At 63.8% G+C, this 16,681-nt stretch carries 17 protein-coding genes; 12 read left to right on the top strand and 5 right to left on the bottom strand.

Annotated elements, in window-relative coordinates:
* The first annotated feature begins 35 nt into the window (after positions 1-35).
* The 4 genes from NKI31_RS25445 to NKI31_RS25430 are packed head-to-tail and all read left to right on the top strand — an operon-like array spanning position 36 to position 2,120.
* A complete protein-coding gene (locus NKI31_RS25445; RefSeq protein WP_352652864.1) occupies positions 36-353 on the top strand; it encodes a YadA-like family protein in 318 nt (105 codons plus the stop codon).
* A 9-nt stretch (positions 354-362) separates the two neighbouring features.
* Positions 363-938 carry an invasion associated locus B family protein gene (locus tag NKI31_RS25440; protein WP_352652863.1) on the top strand — a complete coding sequence of 192 codons (576 nt, stop codon included), beginning with the start codon at positions 363-365 and terminating at the stop codon, positions 936-938.
* Between the two features lie 13 nt (positions 939-951).
* Entirely contained in the window at positions 952-1,647 is a 696-nt protein-coding gene (locus tag NKI31_RS25435; protein ID WP_352652862.1) for a hypothetical protein, read from the top strand.
* Positions 1,644-2,120, top strand: coding sequence for a DUF4189 domain-containing protein (locus NKI31_RS25430; RefSeq protein WP_023684561.1), 477 nt, complete (start codon positions 1,644-1,646; stop codon positions 2,118-2,120). Before NKI31_RS25435 ends, NKI31_RS25430 begins: the two co-directional genes overlap by 4 nt.
* Before the next feature lie 4 nt (positions 2,121-2,124).
* Here NKI31_RS25430 and NKI31_RS25425 read toward each other — a convergent pair whose 3' ends face one another.
* Together NKI31_RS25425 and NKI31_RS25420 are read right to left on the bottom strand one after the other, a co-directional pair.
* A complete protein-coding gene (locus NKI31_RS25425) occupies positions 2,125-2,994 on the bottom strand; it encodes an aldose 1-epimerase (RefSeq protein ID WP_023670754.1) in 870 nt (289 codons plus the stop codon).
* 71 nt (positions 2,995-3,065) lie between these two features.
* The gene (locus NKI31_RS25420) at positions 3,066-4,616 is read right to left on the bottom strand and encodes a helicase HerA-like C-terminal domain-containing protein (RefSeq protein WP_023670753.1); all 1,551 of its coding nucleotides are present in this window, start codon (positions 4,614-4,616) and stop codon (positions 3,066-3,068) included.
* A gap of 349 nt (positions 4,617-4,965) precedes the next feature.
* Here NKI31_RS25420 and NKI31_RS25415 point away from each other — a divergent pair, with 349 nt between their 5' ends.
* The 4 genes from NKI31_RS25415 (at position 4,966) to NKI31_RS25400 (ending at position 9,206) form a co-directional block, all read left to right on the top strand.
* Positions 4,966-6,408 (top strand): methylmalonyl-CoA mutase subunit beta, encoded by a 1,443-nt coding sequence (locus NKI31_RS25415; protein ID WP_352652861.1) that lies wholly within the window; start codon positions 4,966-4,968, stop codon positions 6,406-6,408.
* Positions 6,405-8,525 carry a methylmalonyl-CoA mutase gene (gene scpA / locus NKI31_RS25410; RefSeq protein ID WP_352652860.1) on the top strand — a complete coding sequence of 707 codons (2,121 nt, stop codon included), beginning with the start codon at positions 6,405-6,407 and terminating at the stop codon, positions 8,523-8,525. Before NKI31_RS25415 ends, scpA begins: the two co-directional genes overlap by 4 nt.
* 73 nt (positions 8,526-8,598) lie before the next feature.
* Positions 8,599-8,820 (top strand): AbrB/MazE/SpoVT family DNA-binding domain-containing protein, encoded by a 222-nt coding sequence (locus NKI31_RS25405; protein WP_352652858.1) that lies wholly within the window; start codon positions 8,599-8,601, stop codon positions 8,818-8,820.
* Positions 8,817-9,206, top strand: coding sequence for a type II toxin-antitoxin system death-on-curing family toxin (locus NKI31_RS25400; protein ID WP_352652857.1), 390 nt, complete (start codon positions 8,817-8,819; stop codon positions 9,204-9,206). Before NKI31_RS25405 ends, NKI31_RS25400 begins: the two co-directional genes overlap by 4 nt.
* Here NKI31_RS25400 and greA read toward each other — a convergent pair.
* Positions 9,203-9,676: a transcription elongation factor GreA gene (greA, locus tag NKI31_RS25395; RefSeq protein WP_352652856.1), complete on the bottom strand. Its 474-nt coding sequence runs from the start codon at positions 9,674-9,676 to the stop codon at positions 9,203-9,205. The two genes, NKI31_RS25400 and greA, sit on opposite strands and share 4 nt — an antisense overlap.
* A gap of 138 nt (positions 9,677-9,814) precedes the next feature.
* Here greA and NKI31_RS25390 point away from each other — a divergent pair, with 138 nt between their 5' ends.
* Positions 9,815-11,170 carry a TIGR03808 family TAT-translocated repetitive protein gene (locus NKI31_RS25390; RefSeq protein WP_352652855.1) on the top strand — a complete coding sequence of 452 codons (1,356 nt, stop codon included), beginning with the start codon at positions 9,815-9,817 and terminating at the stop codon, positions 11,168-11,170.
* On the opposite strand, the gene NKI31_RS25385 is transcribed toward NKI31_RS25390, so the two are convergent.
* Together NKI31_RS25385 and NKI31_RS25380 are read right to left on the bottom strand one after the other, a co-directional pair.
* Positions 11,163-12,167, bottom strand: a complete 1,005-nt coding sequence (locus tag NKI31_RS25385; RefSeq protein WP_352652854.1) for an asparaginase — start codon at positions 12,165-12,167, stop codon at positions 11,163-11,165. The two genes, NKI31_RS25390 and NKI31_RS25385, sit on opposite strands and share 8 nt — an antisense overlap.
* Before the next feature lie 27 nt (positions 12,168-12,194).
* Positions 12,195-13,361, bottom strand: coding sequence for an acetyl-CoA acetyltransferase (locus tag NKI31_RS25380; protein ID WP_023832436.1), 1,167 nt, complete (start codon positions 13,359-13,361; stop codon positions 12,195-12,197).
* 189 nt (positions 13,362-13,550) lie between these two features.
* Here NKI31_RS25380 and betI point away from each other — a divergent pair, with 189 nt between their 5' ends.
* The 3 genes from betI to NKI31_RS25365 are packed head-to-tail and all read left to right on the top strand — an operon-like array spanning position 13,551 to position 16,680.
* Positions 13,551-14,141 (top strand): choline-binding transcriptional repressor BetI, encoded by a 591-nt coding sequence (gene betI / locus NKI31_RS25375; RefSeq protein WP_023670745.1) that lies wholly within the window; start codon positions 13,551-13,553, stop codon positions 14,139-14,141.
* 8 nt (positions 14,142-14,149) lie between these two features.
* Entirely contained in the window at positions 14,150-15,679 is a 1,530-nt protein-coding gene (gene betC, locus NKI31_RS25370; protein ID WP_023747510.1) for a choline-sulfatase, read from the top strand.
* The gene (locus NKI31_RS25365; protein WP_023747511.1) at positions 15,676-16,680 is read left to right on the top strand and encodes a threonine/serine dehydratase family protein; all 1,005 of its coding nucleotides are present in this window, start codon (positions 15,676-15,678) and stop codon (positions 16,678-16,680) included. The genes betC and NKI31_RS25365 overlap by 4 nt, the downstream gene beginning before the upstream one ends.
* Position 16,681 lies beyond the last annotated feature (1 nt).

Here is a 16,681-nt window from a genome sequence, read left to right as displayed (position 1 = left end):
TCAACCTGGACAATTCGAAGAACTACACCAACCAGGTGGCGGCCACCACGCTGCAGCAAGCCAATGCGTATGCGGACTCCAAACTCAGCCAGCTCAACATGGACATGGGAGAGGTCAGGGGCGAGGCGCGCCAGGCTGCGGCAATCGGCTTGGCGGCCGGCTCGCTGCGCTACGACGATCGTCCCGGCAAGCTGAGCGTGGCCGCCGGCGGAGGCTATTGGCGCGGTGAAGGCGCCCTGGCCTTCGGCGCCGGCTACACCAGCGAGGAAGGACGTGTTCGAGCGAACCTGTCCGGTACGACGGCAGGCGGACACTGGGGTGTCGGCGCGGGCGTCAGTCTTACGCTGAACTAGAGCCCGGCCATGATCAGGCAGGCAGTCCTTGCTGTCGCGATATCCATGACGTCAATGCTCCTGTCCGGCCCGTTAGCGGCCGGGCAGGAAGCGATCCCTTCCGGCTACAGGGTAAAACCTTCCGACTTAGCGATCCCTGCGGATGCGAAGCTTGGCGAGTATCAACGGACCACCCGTCCGTTCGAGAACTGGACGCTGATCTGCGACGAGAACCTGAAGGCGCGCCAAAAGGTCTGCAATGTCACCCAGATCATCGAGGACCAGGCAGGACAGGTTGCGTTCAGCTGGTCGCTTGCCGCCACCAAGGAAGGCAACCCCTACATGATCTTGCGCGCCCCGCCGATCGCCAAGAGCGACGCTCCTGTCTCGCTGACATTCGAGGGGCGCAAGGAGCCGATAAAAATTCAACTCGACGGATGCAATCAGGCCGTCTGCGTCGGCATGCTGCCGGTTGGTCCGATCATGCGCGAACAGATTTCGAAGGCCGCGGCATCCGTCATCTCCTTTCCGACCACGGATGGCAGGACGATCAACGTAACCGCGACCCTCAAGGGCTTGGCCGCGGCCGTTGCGGCGATCAATTGACGAGGCAATCGCGATGAACCAGCAATCGATCCATGACCGGATAATGGCCCGCAACCAGGGAAAGGATGCTGTCCGGGTCGGCATCGAAGACCGGAGCAGACCGCAACGAAACCGCGCGAGGACCGCTGTCTTCTCGTTGCTCGCCATTGCCGTCGTCGCCACGGCCGGCTTCGCGGCCATGCGCTACGACCTGCTCCACAATTTATTGCCGCAGCCGGCGGTCGCGGAGACCAACCAGCCCAATCCGGCCCTGGCCGAGACGCCATTTCTGCAACACGCCAAAGAGGCAGGCTTGCAGTCTTGTTCCAACATTTTCCCAGCCCTTGGGCAGATGCTGACAACCGGCACGACGTACAGCGTCCAGTCGATCTGGAACAACGAGGCCCCCGACAAACACCTCGTGGAAGCCCTGGTCGGCATGAACTACGCCACACAGGGCTACAGCGGCCCGGCGGCAGGCCTGGTGTTCGCGGCACCCACCGCAACCGTTTGCGAAGGTACGATGGTCAGGGTGGCGCCATTCGCGGCCAATTGCGCCGATGTTCCGGCCCTGCTTCCGAAAGACAGCAAGCTTGCCAACAATCTTGGACAAATCAGCGTCTACGAACTGGCCAATGGAGGGGGCAACGCGATGCTGCTGCCAACCGGCAACAGCTGCGTCGTCATTTCCGTGGCCTCGGCAGCAGGAAAACAAGGAGGCGTACAATGAGGGTTAATTCCGCTATTGCGGCGGTCGGCATGCTGTTGCTTTGCGCCGGGCGGCTGGGCGCGGCGGACCTCGCCCCGGCGGCGGACGTGCCCGAGCCGCCGGCCCAGGAGGAGAGAGGCATCTGGGCGGCGATCGCCTATTCGAGCCCCGACGAGAAGCACGGCTTCTTTTGGGGCGCCGACAAGCGGCAGGAGGCGATGGACATCGCGCTGAAGCATTGCCAGAACGCCGGCGGCGGCAGCTGCGCCGTGGTCAGCGTATTCCGCAATCATCGCCATTGGGATGATGACGACAATACCGGCTTTCCCTACAAGCATTGCGGCGCCCTCGCCGTAGGCGAGAAGCCGGAAGGTCGGCTGACCAGTTGGGGCGCCGAGACGGCGCAAACACGCCGGGATGCCGAAGACCTGACACTGCAGGCGTGCGAGCGGAACGGACAAAAATGCAAGATCCGCGAGTGGGTGTGCACATGACGCATCAGAGCGAAGCAGCGGAACGCCAATCGAGGCGCATGCTTGCACTCAGCGTAGCGCCGTGCTCAAGCGGGGTCAGCCCTTTGCCGTGATGCGCATCGACGGTATGCGACACCGGCTCGAAGCAGAAGAAATCGGCATCCTGCGACGGCGAATAGAGGATGAAGACGTCGAGCAATGGCGAGGCGGTGAGCGAGATGGCGATCCTGTCCTCGGGCCGGGTGATCCTGGCGCGGCGGTCCCAGCCGTCGAAGGCGTTGTTGACCCAGCTTCGCGGCAACAGGGAGGCGTTCGAGAAATTCCACGCGGGGTAATCGGCCACCGGCGCCACGCCGACCGGCAGATGATGCTTGTCCTCCAGCCAGACCCGCGCCGCCTTCGCCTTGAGCGTCGTTCCGGCGCTGCGCGGGAACCAGGGATGAAAGCCGAGCCCGTAAGGCAGGCGAATGCCGGTGCGATTCTCCACGGTGAGCGTGGCGTCCAAGGCTCCGTCATGCAGCGCATAGGCGACCCGCGCCGTATATCGGTAGGGGCCGATTTCACCGGCGTCGAGGACCAGTTCCGCCTCGGTGGCGCTGTGGCTGGCAATCCGCCACTCCCTCTGGAAGCCGTCGCCATGGATTGGAAAGGCCTCCCCCGGCACGTTCGGCTCGATCGCATGGAAGCGGCCGTCGAAGGCGAAACCGCCGCCTGAGATGCGGTTCGACCAGGGAACCAGAAGCTGGCAGCCGGAGGCGCCGGTGCCATCGTCGGGGCGGAGCAGCGGCACCGTTGCGCCGCCGACCAGTGCATCGAAGCGGGCGATCGCCGCGCCCTTTTGCGGCGCCAGGACCAGACGGGCGCGGTCGTCGCGCAGTTCCGGGAGGCCGGCCATCCCTTACCAACCGCCGTCGATGGCGATATTTTGGCCGCTGATCATGTCCGAGGCGGGCTGGCCGACACTTTTCACCGCCCCCTGGACAGGCTGCCCAGAATCCCGCGCACGATCGCGCGGCCGACCGACGAGCCGACCGAACGCACGACAGCCTTGATCGCGGCTTCGGCCACCGTCTGGCGGTTGGACGGCCTTGGCGCAGGGGGCCGGCGACCGCCTGATTGCTGCGGCGGCGAATCGTCATTGCCGAAGCCGGGGATGGTCCAGCGTGAGCGGCCGCTGTCGGCCGGCTGTGCCTGTTCTTCCGCCTCCTGCGCGCCCACGGCTTTCTTCTGCAGCATCTCGAAGGCCGATTCGCGGTCGATGGTCTGGTCGTACTGGCCCGCGACCGGGCTCTGGTCGATCAGCTTGCGGCGCTCGTCCGCCGTGATCGGGCCAAGCCTGGACGACGGCGGCCGGATCAATGTCCGCTGCACCATGGACGGCACGCCCTTGGCTTCCAGCGTCGAGACCAGCGCCTCGCCGGTGCCGAGCTGGGTGATGGCGGTGGCGCAGTCGAAATCGGGATTGGGCCGGAAGGTGTCGGCGGCGGTCTTGACCGCCTGCTGCTCACGCGGCGTATAGGCGCGCAGCGCGTGCTGGACACGATTACCGAGCTGGGCGAGAACCTTTTCAGGGATATCCAAGGGGTTCTGCGTGACGAAATAGACGCCGACGCCTTTCGAGCGGATCAAGCGAACCACCTGCTCGACGCGGTCGATCAGCACCTTCGGCGCTTCGTCGAAAAGCAGATGCGCCTCGTCGAAGAAGAACACCAGCTTCGGCCTGTCGGGATCGCCAACCTCGGGCAATTCCTCAAACAGCTCCGACATCAGCCAGAGCAGGAAGGTGGCGTAGAGCCTGGGGTTCATCATCAGTCTGTCGGCGGCAAGCACGCTGATGGCGCCACGGCCGTCGCGGGTAGTGCGCATGATGTCGGCGATGCGCAAGGCCGGTTCGCCGAAGAAATGCGCCGCGCCCTGCTGTTCCAGCACCAGAAGCGTGCGCTGGATTGCGCCGACCGACGGCTTGGTGACATTGCCGTAGCGCGAGCTGATCTCGTCGGCGCGCTCGGCGATGTTGGCCAGCAGCGCCTGCAGATCCTTCATGTCGAGCAGCAGCAGGCCATCCTCATCGGCGATGCGGAAGGCGATGTTCATGATGCCTTCCTGCGCTTCGGAGAGGTTCATCAGCCGCGACAGAAGCAGCGGCCCCATTTCCGAGACGGTGGCGCGGATCGGGTGACCCTGCTCGCCGAACAGATCCCAGAAGATGACCGGGAATTCCTGGAAATCATAGGGATCGAGCTTGACCTGCTCGGCCCGCTTGACCAGGAAATCCTGCGCCTTGCCCATCATGGCGATGCCGGACAGGTCGCCCTTGATATCGGCGCAGAACACAGGCACGCCGGCATTGGAAAACCCCTCGGCCAGGATCTGCAGGCTAACCGTCTTGCCGGTGCCGGTGGCGCCGGTGATCAGGCCATGGCGGTTGCCATATTGCAGCAAGAGCTGTTCGGCGCGCTGATAGCTGTCGTCGGGCTTGCGGCTGGCGCCGAGGAAAATGCTGGTGTCGTCAGCCATATGGCCATGTCTCCGCAAACTGATGTGTTAAAAGCCTGTGGCCGTGCCGCAGGGTATAGTCAGGCCATTGCGCAGCGACAATGCTATTCTCCAATTGGGCTATCCATCCAGTTGGCTATTCATCCAGATTGGGCCAATCGTCTAAATTGAACCAATCCTCCAAATCGGTTTTTTGGAGCTTGCGGATTTTGCCGCTGTTTGGCAATCGTTCATGGTTCGTCCACGCAGGCTGCCCTATGTCAGGGAAGCGAATCCCAACCGCGCAAGCGCATTGCATTGCGATATCTGGCAGGGAACCGTAGACTGGACGGCTGACGCTGGTGCGGCCGCATAAAAACGAGGAGCATGGATGGGCGCCGGAGCCTTGACCAGGAGTGTCGAACCCGCTGACGTCGAGCGCCAGCGTTGGCTGGCCTTGGCCGAAAAGGCGCTCGCCGGCGCCTCCTTCGAGGAAAAACTAGTCTCGCATACCGACGATCAGATTCGCATCGAACCGCTCTACGATCGCGCCGGCGGCGCCGAGCCGCTTGTGCGCGCCAACCCCAAATTTCCCTGGATTGTCAGCCAGCGCATTGACGATCCCGATATCGGCCGCGCCAAGGCGCAGGCCCTGGACGATGTGGCACAAGGCGCGACGGGATTGTCGCTTGTCTTCGAAGGTGCTCCGAATGCGTTCGGCTATGGCCTGCCGAGGACGGCGCAGGCGCTGGAGACGGTGCTGGACGGCGTACCGCTAAACCGCACGCAGATCCGCATCGACGCCCATCCCTGGAGCCGTGCCGTTGCCGACTGGCTGGTGGCGTTCCTGAGCAAGCGCCGCTCCGACCCGGCAAAGCTGAACCTCTCCTTCGGCATCGACCCGGCGGCAATCTTTGCCGGAACCGGCCGGCTGCGCATGTCGATCGAGGCGTTGCAGGCATCGATGCCGCAATCACTGGCGCATTTCTTCTCGCTGGGCGTGCCGGGTGTGCTGCTGGAGGCGGATGGGCGAGTGTTCCACAATGCCGGCGCCACGGAGGCGCAGGAACTCGGCACCATGCTCGCTTCCGCCGTCTCCTACCTCAGGATGTTCGAGGATGCGCGCCAGCCGCTTGTCTATGCCGCTCCCCATATCGGCTTTGCGCTGAGCGTCGACCAGGACCAGTTCCTGTCGATGGCCAAGGTCCGGGCGTTGCGCAGGCTGTGGGCGCGCATCCAGGAAACCTGTTCCATCCCGGCATCGACAGCCAACATCCATGCCGAGACGTCGTTCCGCATGATGACGGCGGCGGATGCCGAAACCAACATCCTGCGCACCACCATCGCAAGCTTTGCAGCGGCAGCAGGCGGCGCGGACTCAATCTCCATCCTGCCACACACCATCGCCCTCGGGCTGCCGGCCGGCTTTGCCCGCCGCATCGCCCGCAATGCGCAGTTGATCATGGCCAATGAAAGCCATATCGACCATGTCGCCGACCCAGCATTTGGGTCGGGCGCAGTCGAGGCGCTGACCCTGGGCCTGTGCGAAGCGGCGTGGGAAGAGTTCCAGCGGATCGAAGCGGAAGGCAGCGTTCTGGCAAGCCTGCAGCAAGGGCATATCCAGAAGCGCGTGAAGGCAGCATCCGAGCGCCGCGCCGAGGCCTACCGGTCGGGTGAACGGGCAATCATCGGCACCACGCTTTACCCGCTGAAAAACGATGCCCCGGTCGAGACGCTGGCGGCTGAGCGGCGGCCGCCTTTCACAGAGGGCGTGGCGGTGTGCGAGGCGCTGTTTCCCGTCCGCATCGACCAGGCAATCGGAGCCGCACAGTGATCCCGGATTTCAGCCATATTGGCTGGTCGGCGCCACGGCGAGCGCCGGTCGAGGTCAAGGGCCAGCGGCTGACGCCGGAAGGCATTGCCGTCAAGCATCTCTACAGCCAGGGCGATCTCAAGGGGCTGCCGCATCTCGACACCTATCCGGGAATGCCGCCCTTCGTGCGCGGTCCCTATCCGACCATGTATGTCCAGCAGCCGTGGACGATCCGGCAATATGCCGGCTTCTCGACGGCCGAGGAATCCAACGCCTTCTACCGGCGCAATCTCGCCGCCGGCCAAAAGGGCCTTTCGGTCGCTTTCGATCTGCCCACCCATCGCGGCTATGACAGCGACCATCCGCGCGTATCAGGCGATGTCGGCATGGCGGGCGTGGCCATCGATTCCATCCTCGACATGCGCCAGCTGTTCGACGGCATCGCGCTCGACGAAATGACGGTGTCGATGACCATGAACGGCGCGGTGCTGCCGATCATGGCGCTCTATATCGTTGCGGCCGAAGAACAAGGAGTTGCGCAGAAGGATCTCGCCGGCACCATTCAGAACGACATTCTGAAGGAGTTCATGGTCCGCAACACCTACATCTATCCGCCGAAGCCCTCGATGCGGATCGTGTCTGACATCTTCTCCTATACCTCCCAGCACATGCCGAAGTTCAATTCGATCTCGATCTCCGGCTATCACATGCAGGAGGCCGGCGCGACCGCGGACCTGGAGCTCGCCTACACCATCGCCGACGGCATCGAATATGCCCGCGCCGGCGTCGCCGCCGGGCTCGACATCGACCGTTTTGCCCCGCGGCTTTCCTTCTTCTGGGCGGTCGGCATGAACTTCTTCATGGAGATCGCCAAGCTCCGCGCGGCGCGCCTGTTGTGGGCGACCCTGATGCAGAAGAATTTTGCACCGAAGGATGAACGCTCGCTGTCGCTGCGCACCCATTGCCAGACCTCCGGCTGGTCGCTGACGGCGCAGGACCCCTACAACAACATCACCCGCACCATGATCGAGGCGATGGCGGCGACGCAGGGACATACCCAGTCGCTGCACACCAACTCGTTCGACGAGGCGATGGCGCTGCCGACCGACCACTCGGCGCGCATCGCCCGCAACACGCAGTTGATCCTGCAGAAGGAATCCGGCACCACCCGCATCATCGATCCGTGGGGCGGCTCGGCCTATATCGAACGGCTGACGCACGATCTGGCGGCGCGTGCGCTCGCCCATATCGAAGAGGTCGAGGCGCTTGGCGGCATGGCGGCGGCAACCGAACAGGGCATTCCAAAACTGCGCATCGAGGAAGCGGCGGCGCGCACGCAGGCGCGTATCGATTCCGGCGAGCAGATACTGGTTGGCGTAAACGCGCATCGCCCCGAGAACGACATCGACGTCGACGTGCTGAAGATCGACAATGCCGAGGTCAAGGCCCGGCAATTGTCGAAGCTGCAGAACCTGAAAGGCACGCGCAATGTCGGCGCGGTCGAGAGCGCGCTCGATGCGCTGACCCGCGCTGCGCAGGGTAACGAAAACCTGCTGGAATTTGCCATCCGCGCCGCGCGCGCCAATGCCACGGTCGGCGAGATCTCGCTGGCGCTCGAAAAGGTCTTTGGCCGTCACGTCGCCTCGGTGCAAACGATCTCCGGCGTTTATCGCAATGCGCTTGGCGACAATCTGACGGTCGACCGATTGCTGGAGAAGCTCGAAGCTTTCGAGAAGAAGTCCGGCGGCAAGCCGCGCATCCTGGTCGCAAAGATGGGACAGGACGGCCACGACCGTGGCCAGAAGGTGATCGCCACGGCCTTCGCCGATCTCGGCTTCGACGTCACGGTCGGCGCGATGTTCCAGACACCCGACGAGATCGCCAGGCTGGCGGTGGCGCAGGACGTCCATGTCATCGGCGCCTCATCGCTGGCGGCGGGGCACCTGACGCTGATCCCCGAACTACGCGACGCGCTGAAGAAGCTCGGCCGCAGCGACATGCTGATCGTCGCCGGCGGCGTCATCCCGCCGCAGGATTACGGCGCAGTGCTGGAAGCGGGTGCCGCGGAAATCTTCCCGCCAGGGACGGTTATCCCGGAGGCTGCGGATCGGTTGCTGGACCGGCTGCTGGCGGGCTAAGTGCTTGTTATAATCCCTGTTGCAACGCAGCGCTATTCGCGTTAGAATTGGCGTTGTAACAAGGTGCTGTGCCATGAACACTACCATTCGCAAGATCGGCAATTCCGACGGCGTGATCCTGCCGAAGGAGATGCTCGACCGCCTGAACCTGAAGACGGGCGATCAACTTCAGATCGTCGAAACGGAAAGGGGGGTTGCCCTCGAGCCAGTTGACGACAGTTTCGAGCGGCAAATGGAAGCTGCCCGAAAGGTCATGGAGAAATACAAGGTCGCGCTTCAGAAGCTCGCCGAATGAGCTGGGAATTTCTGACGCGGCGAGCTGTCGAAGCGATGCATGCCGAGCAGTTGCGCCGCCATGGCGGAGCGCAAGGTTTGAGAGACGAAAATGCTCTCGAATCTGCGCTCGCACGCGCCGAAAACAAGGCCAACTATGGAGACCCTTCGATTGAGGATCTCGCAGCCGCCTATACCTTCGGCATCGCCAGGAACCATGCTTTTGTCGATGGCAACAAACGGACAGCAATCGTGGCAGCCGGCGCATTTTTGATCGTGAACGGCCATGTCCTGATAGCCGACGACGGCACGCTCTACGAGTTTGTTATGGCCGTTGCCTCAGGCGAAATCGATGAAGCTGGTGCGGCGGCTTTCTTCCGCGACTACGTCGTCAAGCTTGAAGACTAGCTGTCCGACAGCTTGACGATTTCCCATTCCTTGCCGTTGACGCTTGCGACGTCGCCGACTTTCTTGCCGAACAGCGCCACGGCCATTGGCGAGACGTGTGAGATGCTGCCCTTTGAGGGGTCGGCCTCGTCCTCGCCGAGGATCTTCCAGTGCACTTTCTTGCCGTCATCGCTTTCCAGCGTGACACCCATGCCGAAGCGCACCTGATCGCTGCCCGGTTCCGGCACGGAAAGCTCGGCGCTTTCGCGGCGCGCTGTCCAGTAGCGCAGGTCGCGCGAGACAACGGCAATGCGCTCGCGATCGGCTTTTCGCTCGGCTTTCGCCAAGATGTCGCGCAGATCGGCCAGATTGTCCTCGATCATCGCCAGGCCGCGCTCCGTCACCAGATTGCGGTGTTGGCTGATCGGCCGCTCGCCGATGCCGGCAATGGCGTTTTCGCTGTCTTCCTCGCGGGTAAAAGCTCTGCTCATCGGATAAACTTAGGCCCGCTTCCGTGACAGCACAAGCCACTTGCCGGACCAGGTCATTGACCGGGCTGCGGCGGAGCGGAGCCTATGCGGCTGGCCCAATTCCTGCGAAGAACCGTTTCATCGCAGGGATCTGTGCCGATGTTGAACAGACGAACGCTTCTCAAGGGGACTGTCGGCTTTGCGGTGCTCGGCGTTTCGTTGGACAACGCCTTGGCGATGACGGCAGCGCTTGGCTCTATCAATGCCGCCGAGCTTGGCGTGGAGCCGGACGCACCGGACGACCAGAGCAAGGCCTTCGCCAGGATGCTAGCCGAGGCCAGCGACCGCAACGCGCCGGTGTTCCTGCCGCCGGGCTCTTATGTCGTGTCCAACCTGACCCTGCCCGCCCGCGTCAGGCTTTCGGGCGTGCCGGGCGCCTCGCGCATCCTCTATGGCGGCAGTGGCCATTTGCTGACGGCCGAACAGGCCGAGCATATAGAGTTCACCGCATTGGTCTTCGACGGCGCCAACGGCGGGTTGGCCGACGATGCGCAAGGCCTGCTCGACCTGCGCCGCGTCGCCCATCTCGTCATCGACAATTGCACGATCACCGGCAGCGCCAAGCATGGGCTGGCGCTGGAGTATGCGTCGGGCCGCGTCGAGCGCTCCGAGATTTCGGGGGCTGCGGACGCCGGCATCTACTCCGTCGAGGCCGCTGGCCTGGCGATATCCGATAATGCCGTATCCGACTGCGGCAATGGCGGCATTCTTGTCCATCGCTGGCAGCAGGCCGAGGACGGCACGATCGTCAGCGGCAACCGCGTGCAGCGGATCGGCGCCCGCAGCGGCGGCACCGGGCAGAACGGCAATGGCATCAACGCATTCCGTGCCGGCAATGTCTCGGTCACCGGCAACATCGTCTCGGACTGCGCCTTCTCGGCAATCCGCGCCAACAGTTCCAGCAATCTGCAGATGACCGGCAACACCTGCTCGCGGTCGGGCGAAACGGCGCTCTATTCCGAATTCTCCTTCGAAGGCGCCATCATCGGCAACAACATCGTCGATGGTGCCGCTAACGGCATCTCGATCGTCAATTTCAACGAGGGCGGCCGTATGGGTGTCTGCTCGAACAACATCGTGCGCAACCTCTCGACCGCCGGCCCTTACCCCGCCGACGCGCCGGGCTTCGGCGTCGGTATCAGCGTCGAGGCCGACACCACCGTCTCGGGCAATGTCATCGAGAACGCGCCGCTCTACGGCATGCAGATCGGCTGGGGCGCTTATATGCGCAATGTTGTGGCGACGGGAAACATCATCCGTCAGGCCGGAACCGGCATCGCCGTCACTGTGGTAGAAGGCGCTGGGAACGCCATCATTTCCGACAACGTCATCGACGGCGCCAAGAACGGCGCCATCATCGGCCAGCGCTGGGCCGAACCGGCGACCGGCGACCTCGCGCGGTCAAGCGTAAGCGGCTATGCGCATCTGACGGTCGAGCGAAACAGGGTCAGCTGAGCGCCGTCGTCGGCCGCAGCGAGCCGACCTTGGCGCCGATGCGGCTTTCGATCGGCGGATTGGCCCGCTCCAGAAGGTTCGCCTCCAGTGCGCCGTCGGCGCTGAGAAGTTTTGCCAGCACAGCGGCAATCATCACCTCGGCGGCGCGGCCGGCGCCGTCATCACATTTTAGCGCGATGCCGAGGCCAAGCTCCGGAACGGCAGCGCAATAGACACCCTCGGCGCCCGTCTTGACGAATATGCGGCCGGGCGCGGCCTGCATCAGCGCCACATCCACTTTGCCGGTGCCGGCGACCAGGAAAGGCTCGGCCATACAGGCAGACAGCAGGCGTTTGGCCGCCTTGGCGCGCTCAGGGCCAAGGCTCCTGCCCGTCGCCATGCGGGCAAAGCCAAGGGCAAAACTTTTCAGCGGCACGGCATAGGTGGGGATCGAGCAGCCATCGGTTGCCCGGTGATCCGCATCGTGGGCAGCGCCGGTCACCGCCTGCATGGCGTCGCGCACCATCTCCTGCAAACCATGGCCTGCCTTGACGTAGCCTTGGTGGGCAATCCCTGAGTGCACGCAGGTGCAGAGAAATCCGGAATGCTTGCCCGAGCAATTGTTGTGCAGTGCGTTCGGCGAGACGCCTGTGCGGGCCAGTGCGATCGTCGCGTCGTGGCTCGACGGCCAATGCGCGCCGCATTCCAGCGCCGACTTGTCGAGCCCGGCCTTGGCCAGCATCGCCTGCGCCAGTTCGACATGCGCGGGTTCGCCCGAATGCGAAGCGCAGGCCAGCGCCAGTTCGCGGTCGCCCAAGCCGTACGCATCGGCAGCACCCGTTTCAACCAGCGGCAGCGCCTGGATCGCCTTGACCGCCGAGCGCGGAAACACCGGCCGCGCCGTATCGCCGATCTCCAGGACAGGCTTGCCGTCACCGTCGAAGATTGCGACAGCGCCGCGATGGGCGCTCTCGACGATCGCGCCGCGCAAGACTTCGACCAGAACCGGATTTGTCATCACCACCCCGAAATATACGGGCCGCTTCTACCTGATCCGGTCGAGGATGGAAACGTAGTTGGCGACGGCAGCGCCACCCATGTTGAAGATGCCGCCAAGCTTTGCGTCCGGCACCTGGATGCCGCCTGCTTCGCCGGTCAACTGCATGGCGGTCAGCACATGCATCGACACACCGGTGGCGCCGATCGGATGGCCCTTGGCCTTCAGCCCGCCCGAAGGGTTGACCGGCAGCCTGCCGTCTTTTGCAGTCGTGCCGTCTAGCGCCAGCCTGCCGCCCTCGCCCGGCTTGGCCAGGCCCATCGCCTCATATTCGATCAGCTCGGCAATGGTGAAGCAGTCATGCGTCTCGACGAAGGAGAGGTCGTCGAGCGTCACGCCGGCCTTCTTCAAAGCCTGGTTCCAGGCCTGCTCGCAGCCTTCGAAGGACAGGATGTCACGCTTCGACATCGGCAGGAAATCCTGGACATGCTCGTTGGCGCGGAAGGCGACGGCGCGGCGCATCTTCAACGCCGTCGAGGTGTCGGTCAGCACAAGGGCGGCGGCGCCATCGGAAACCAGGGAGCAGTCGGTGCGCTTCAGCGGACCGGCCACAAAGGGGTTCTTCTCGCTTTCCTGGCGGCAGAATTCGTAGCCGAAATCCTTGCGCATCTGCGCGTACGGATTGTCGACGCCGTTCTTGTGGTTCTTGGCGGCGATCATCGCCAGCGCATCCGACTGGTCGCCATAACGCTGGAAATAGGCCTGTGCGATCTTGCCGAAGACGCCGGCAAAACCGGCCGGCGTGTCGCCCTCTTCCGGCAGATAGGAAGCCTTGAGCAGGTTCTTGCCGATCTCGGGGCCGGGCGTCGTCGTCATCTGCTCGGCGCCGACCACCAGCACGATGCGGGCGGCATTGGCGTCGATGGCGCGGATGCCTTGGCGGACCGCTGCCGAACCCGTGGCGCAGGCGTTCTCGACCCGCGTCGCCGGCTTGAAGCGCAGCCGGTCATCGGCCTGCAGCACCAGGCTGGCGGTAAAATCCTGAGGGGAGAAGCCGGCGTTGAAATGGCCGAGCACGATCTCGTCGACCTCGTCCGGGCCAATGCCGGCATGGTCGAGCGCGTCGACCGCGACCTTTGTGATCAGGCCCTCGAGCGTCTCGGCTTCAAGCTTGCCGAAGCGCGAATGCGCCCAGCCGACGATGCATGCGGTCATGGCAACCTCCGTTCGCCGCAAGCCTAACATGTCATAGCGCGGCATCAGCCTCTAATATTGTTCAACAGTGAACCGTTTTCCAGTCCAAGGGATGGGCCAGAGCGACACGATCGGTTGATCCGAGCGCGAGTTTTTTATTGATTGATCCGTCAATAAAAAATAATCTCGGTTTTGATCTGGATCTCCCCAATGCCGAAAGTCGGAATGGAACCGTTGCGCCGCAAGGCGCTCATCGACGCGACGATCTCGGCGATCGGCGAGCGCGGCTCGCTTGATGTGACCATGTCGGAGATCGCCGGACGGGCGGGCGTGTCGTCGGCCCTTGCCCACCACTATTTCGGCGCCAAGGACGAGCTCCTTCTGGCGACGATGCGGCACATTCTGGCCGAGCTGACCATCGACATGCGGCGCGCCCTGCAATCCGCCGGCTCGCCGCGCGAACGCGTTTCGGCGGTGGTCGCCGTCAACTTCTCCGACATCCAGTTCCGGCCGGAAACCATCGCGGCCTGGCTCGCCTTTTATGTCGAGGCACAGAAATCATCGGCCCTGCGCCGGCTGCTCAGGGTCTATGCGCGGCGGCTGCATTCCAACCTGATGAGCGGGCTGATCGGCATACTGCCGCGCAACGAAGCCGACCGCGCGGCGGAAGCGGTCGCGGCGATGATCGACGGGCTGTACATCAGGCGCGCGCTGAAGGACGGCGTGCCGGATGCTCAAACCGCGATCGCGCTGGTCGAAGATTATCTCGAAATCAAACTCGGCGGGCGACAGACACAGTGACAGCCTCAGTGATATCAAGGCGACCCAACATCCTGATCGTCATGGTCGATCAGCTCAACGGCACGCTGTTTGCGGACGGGCCGGCGGACTTCCTGCATGTGCCGCATCTCAAGGCGCTGGCCGCACGCTCGGCGCGCTTCGGCAACAACTACACGGCCTCGCCGCTTTGCGCGCCGGGCCGCGCCGCTTTCATGAGCGGGCAATTGCCGTCGCGCACCCAGGTCTATGACAACGCCGCCGAGTTCGCTTCCTCGATCCCGACCTATGCGCATCATCTGCGCAGCGCCGGCTACTACACCTGCCTGTCGGGCAAGATGCATTTCGTCGGGCCGGACCAGTTGCACGGTTTCGAGGAGCGGCTGACCACCGACATCTATCCCGCCGATTTCGGCTGGACGCCGGATTACCGCAAGCCTGGCGAGCGCATCGACTGGTGGTATCACAATCTGGGTTCGGTGACAGGCGCCGGCATCGCCGAGATCACCAACCAGATGGAGTATGACGACGAGGTCGCCTTCCACGCGGTGCAAAAACTCTACGATCTTGCCCGCACCTCCGAGGACGAGGCCAGCCGGCCCTGGTGCCTGACGGTTTCCTTCACCCACCCGCACGACCCCTATGTCGCACGGCGGCAATATTGGGGATTCTATGAAGACTGTCCGGCGCTTGAGCCGGAGGTGGGATTCATCCCCTATGCCCATCAGGACCCGCATTCGCAACGGCTTTACCGGGCCAGCGACTACGACAGTTTCAACATCACGCCGGAGCAGATCCGCCGCTCGCGGCGCGGCTACTACGCCAACATCTCCTATCTCGACGACAAGGTCGGCGAGTTGATGTCAGTGCTGGAGCGAACGCGCATGCTGGACGACACCATCATCCTGTTCTGCTCCGACCATGGCGACATGCTTGGCGAGCGCGGCCTGTGGTTCAAGATGAATTTTTTCGAGGGCTCGGCGCGAGTACCTTTGATGATCGCCGGCAAAGGCATTCCTGCAGGGCTGGTCGAGGCGCCGGTCTCCAACCTCGACGTGACGCCGACACTCTGCGACCTCGCCGGCATCGACATCTCCGCCATCGCACCGTGGACCGACGGGCAGTCGCTGCTGCCGCTGCTTGATGGCGAGCCGCGCACCGCGCCGGTGCTGATGGAATATGCCGCCGAGGGCTCCAACGCGCCGTTGGTGGCGATCCGCGACGGCCGCTACAAATTCATCCATTGCGAGATCGACCCGCCGCTTCTGTTCGATCTCGAAGCCGATCCGCAAGAACGCACCAATCTTGCCACCGATCCGGCGCATGCCGATCTGGTGGCGGCCTTCACGGGAGCCGTGCGAGCGCGCTGGGACATGACGGCATTCGATGCCGCGGTGCGCGTCAGCCAGGCGCGGCGCTGGGTGGTTTATCCCGCGCTGCGCAACGGCACGCATTACCCCTGGGAATTCCAGCCACTGCAGAAGGCGTCGGAACGCTACATGCGCAACCACATGAACCTCGACAATCTCGAGGAACAGAAACGCTTTCCGCGAGGCGAATGATGACAATTGTCCCCTCCCTCGAGCACCTCAGACAGGCCTATGCCGTGACGTCGAAGGCGACGCAGATCACGCCTTTGCTGGAATCGACAGCCTTGGCCAACGAGACGGGTGCGGCCCGCGTCTTTATCAAGCCGGAATCGCTGCAATGGGCGGGATCGTTCAAGGTGCGCGGGGCCTATTGGCGGTTGAAGCGGCTGTCGCCGGATGAGGCCAGAAAAGGCGTCGTCGCCTACTCCTCCGGCAATTTCGCGCAAGGGTTGGCGGCTGCCGGCCAGGCGCTCGGCATTCCCGTCACCATCGTCATGCCGATCGACGCGCCGGCCGCCAAGCGCGATGCGACCGCAGGCTATGGCGCGCGCGTCGTGCTGACAGATCATGGCGAGCGCGCCCGTGAAGAGGTCGCAGCCGCCAAGGCCTGCGAGATTGCCGAGACCGAAGGGCTGGCGTTGCTGCATCCATTCGACGATCCGGAGATCGTTGCCGGCCAGGCCGGCGCCGGGCTCGAAGCGCTCGAACAATTCGAGGCAAAGGACGCCAGTGCCGACCTTCTGTTCTGCTCGGTCGGCGGCGGCGGACTGATCGGCGGCATGTCGCTCGCCTTCCACTATCTGTCGCCGGCAACCGAGATCATCGGCGTCGAGCCGGAAGGCTTCAACGGCATGGGTGCATCGCTAGCGCATGGCGCCATCGAGACCATGCCGATCGCGCCGAAATCGATTTGCGACGGGCTGATGTCGCGGCGGCCGGGCGACGCGCCGTTCGCGGCGGTCAAGACCGCTGGCGTGCGCGGCATCACCGTCGACGACCAATCGGTTAGGCGAGCCATGAAGATCGCCTTCGAGCGGATGAAGCTGGTGCTCGAGCCGTCAGGCGCCGCCTCTCTGGCGGCGCTGCTCGGCGGCAAGGTGGATGTGGCGGGTAAAACGGTCCTGGTCATGGCTACCGGCGGCAATGTCTCGCTCGCCGATTTTATTTCGCATATGAACGATGGGCGCATGTGAA

Origin of the sequence: Mesorhizobium sp. M0659, from assembly GCF_040320605.1 — a bacterium.
GTDB lineage: Bacteria > Pseudomonadota > Alphaproteobacteria > Rhizobiales > Rhizobiaceae > Mesorhizobium.
This window is presented reverse-complemented; position numbering and strand designations above follow the sequence as displayed.

Bases quoted from the DNA above. Each gene is read 5' to 3' on its own strand.
- NKI31_RS25390 (WP_352652855.1), top strand. From the start codon at position 9,815: ATGTTGAACAGACGAACGCTTCTCAAGGGGACTGTCGGCTTTGCGGTG.
- NKI31_RS25380 (WP_023832436.1), bottom strand. From the start codon at position 13,361: ATGACCGCATGCATCGTCGGCTGGGCGCATTCGCGCTTCGGCAAGCTT.
- NKI31_RS25440 (WP_352652863.1), top strand. From the start codon at position 363: ATGATCAGGCAGGCAGTCCTTGCTGTCGCGATATCCATGACGTCAATG.
- greA (WP_352652856.1), bottom strand. From the start codon at position 9,676: ATGAGCAGAGCTTTTACCCGCGAGGAAGACAGCGAAAACGCCATTGCC.
- NKI31_RS25430 (WP_023684561.1), top strand. From the start codon at position 1,644: ATGAGGGTTAATTCCGCTATTGCGGCGGTCGGCATGCTGTTGCTTTGC.
- NKI31_RS25435 (WP_352652862.1), top strand. From the start codon at position 952: ATGAACCAGCAATCGATCCATGACCGGATAATGGCCCGCAACCAGGGA.
- betI (WP_023670745.1), top strand. From the start codon at position 13,551: ATGCCGAAAGTCGGAATGGAACCGTTGCGCCGCAAGGCGCTCATCGAC.
- NKI31_RS25385 (WP_352652854.1), bottom strand. From the start codon at position 12,167: ATGACAAATCCGGTTCTGGTCGAAGTCTTGCGCGGCGCGATCGTCGAG.
- NKI31_RS25365 (WP_023747511.1), top strand. From the start codon at position 15,676: ATGATGACAATTGTCCCCTCCCTCGAGCACCTCAGACAGGCCTATGCC.
- NKI31_RS25420 (WP_023670753.1), bottom strand. From the start codon at position 4,616: ATGGCTGACGACACCAGCATTTTCCTCGGCGCCAGCCGCAAGCCCGAC.
- NKI31_RS25415 (WP_352652861.1), top strand. From the start codon at position 4,966: ATGGGCGCCGGAGCCTTGACCAGGAGTGTCGAACCCGCTGACGTCGAG.
- NKI31_RS25425 (WP_023670754.1), bottom strand. From the start codon at position 2,994: ATGGCCGGCCTCCCGGAACTGCGCGACGACCGCGCCCGTCTGGTCCTG.
- NKI31_RS25400 (WP_352652857.1), top strand. From the start codon at position 8,817: ATGAGCTGGGAATTTCTGACGCGGCGAGCTGTCGAAGCGATGCATGCC.
- NKI31_RS25405 (WP_352652858.1), top strand. From the start codon at position 8,599: ATGAACACTACCATTCGCAAGATCGGCAATTCCGACGGCGTGATCCTG.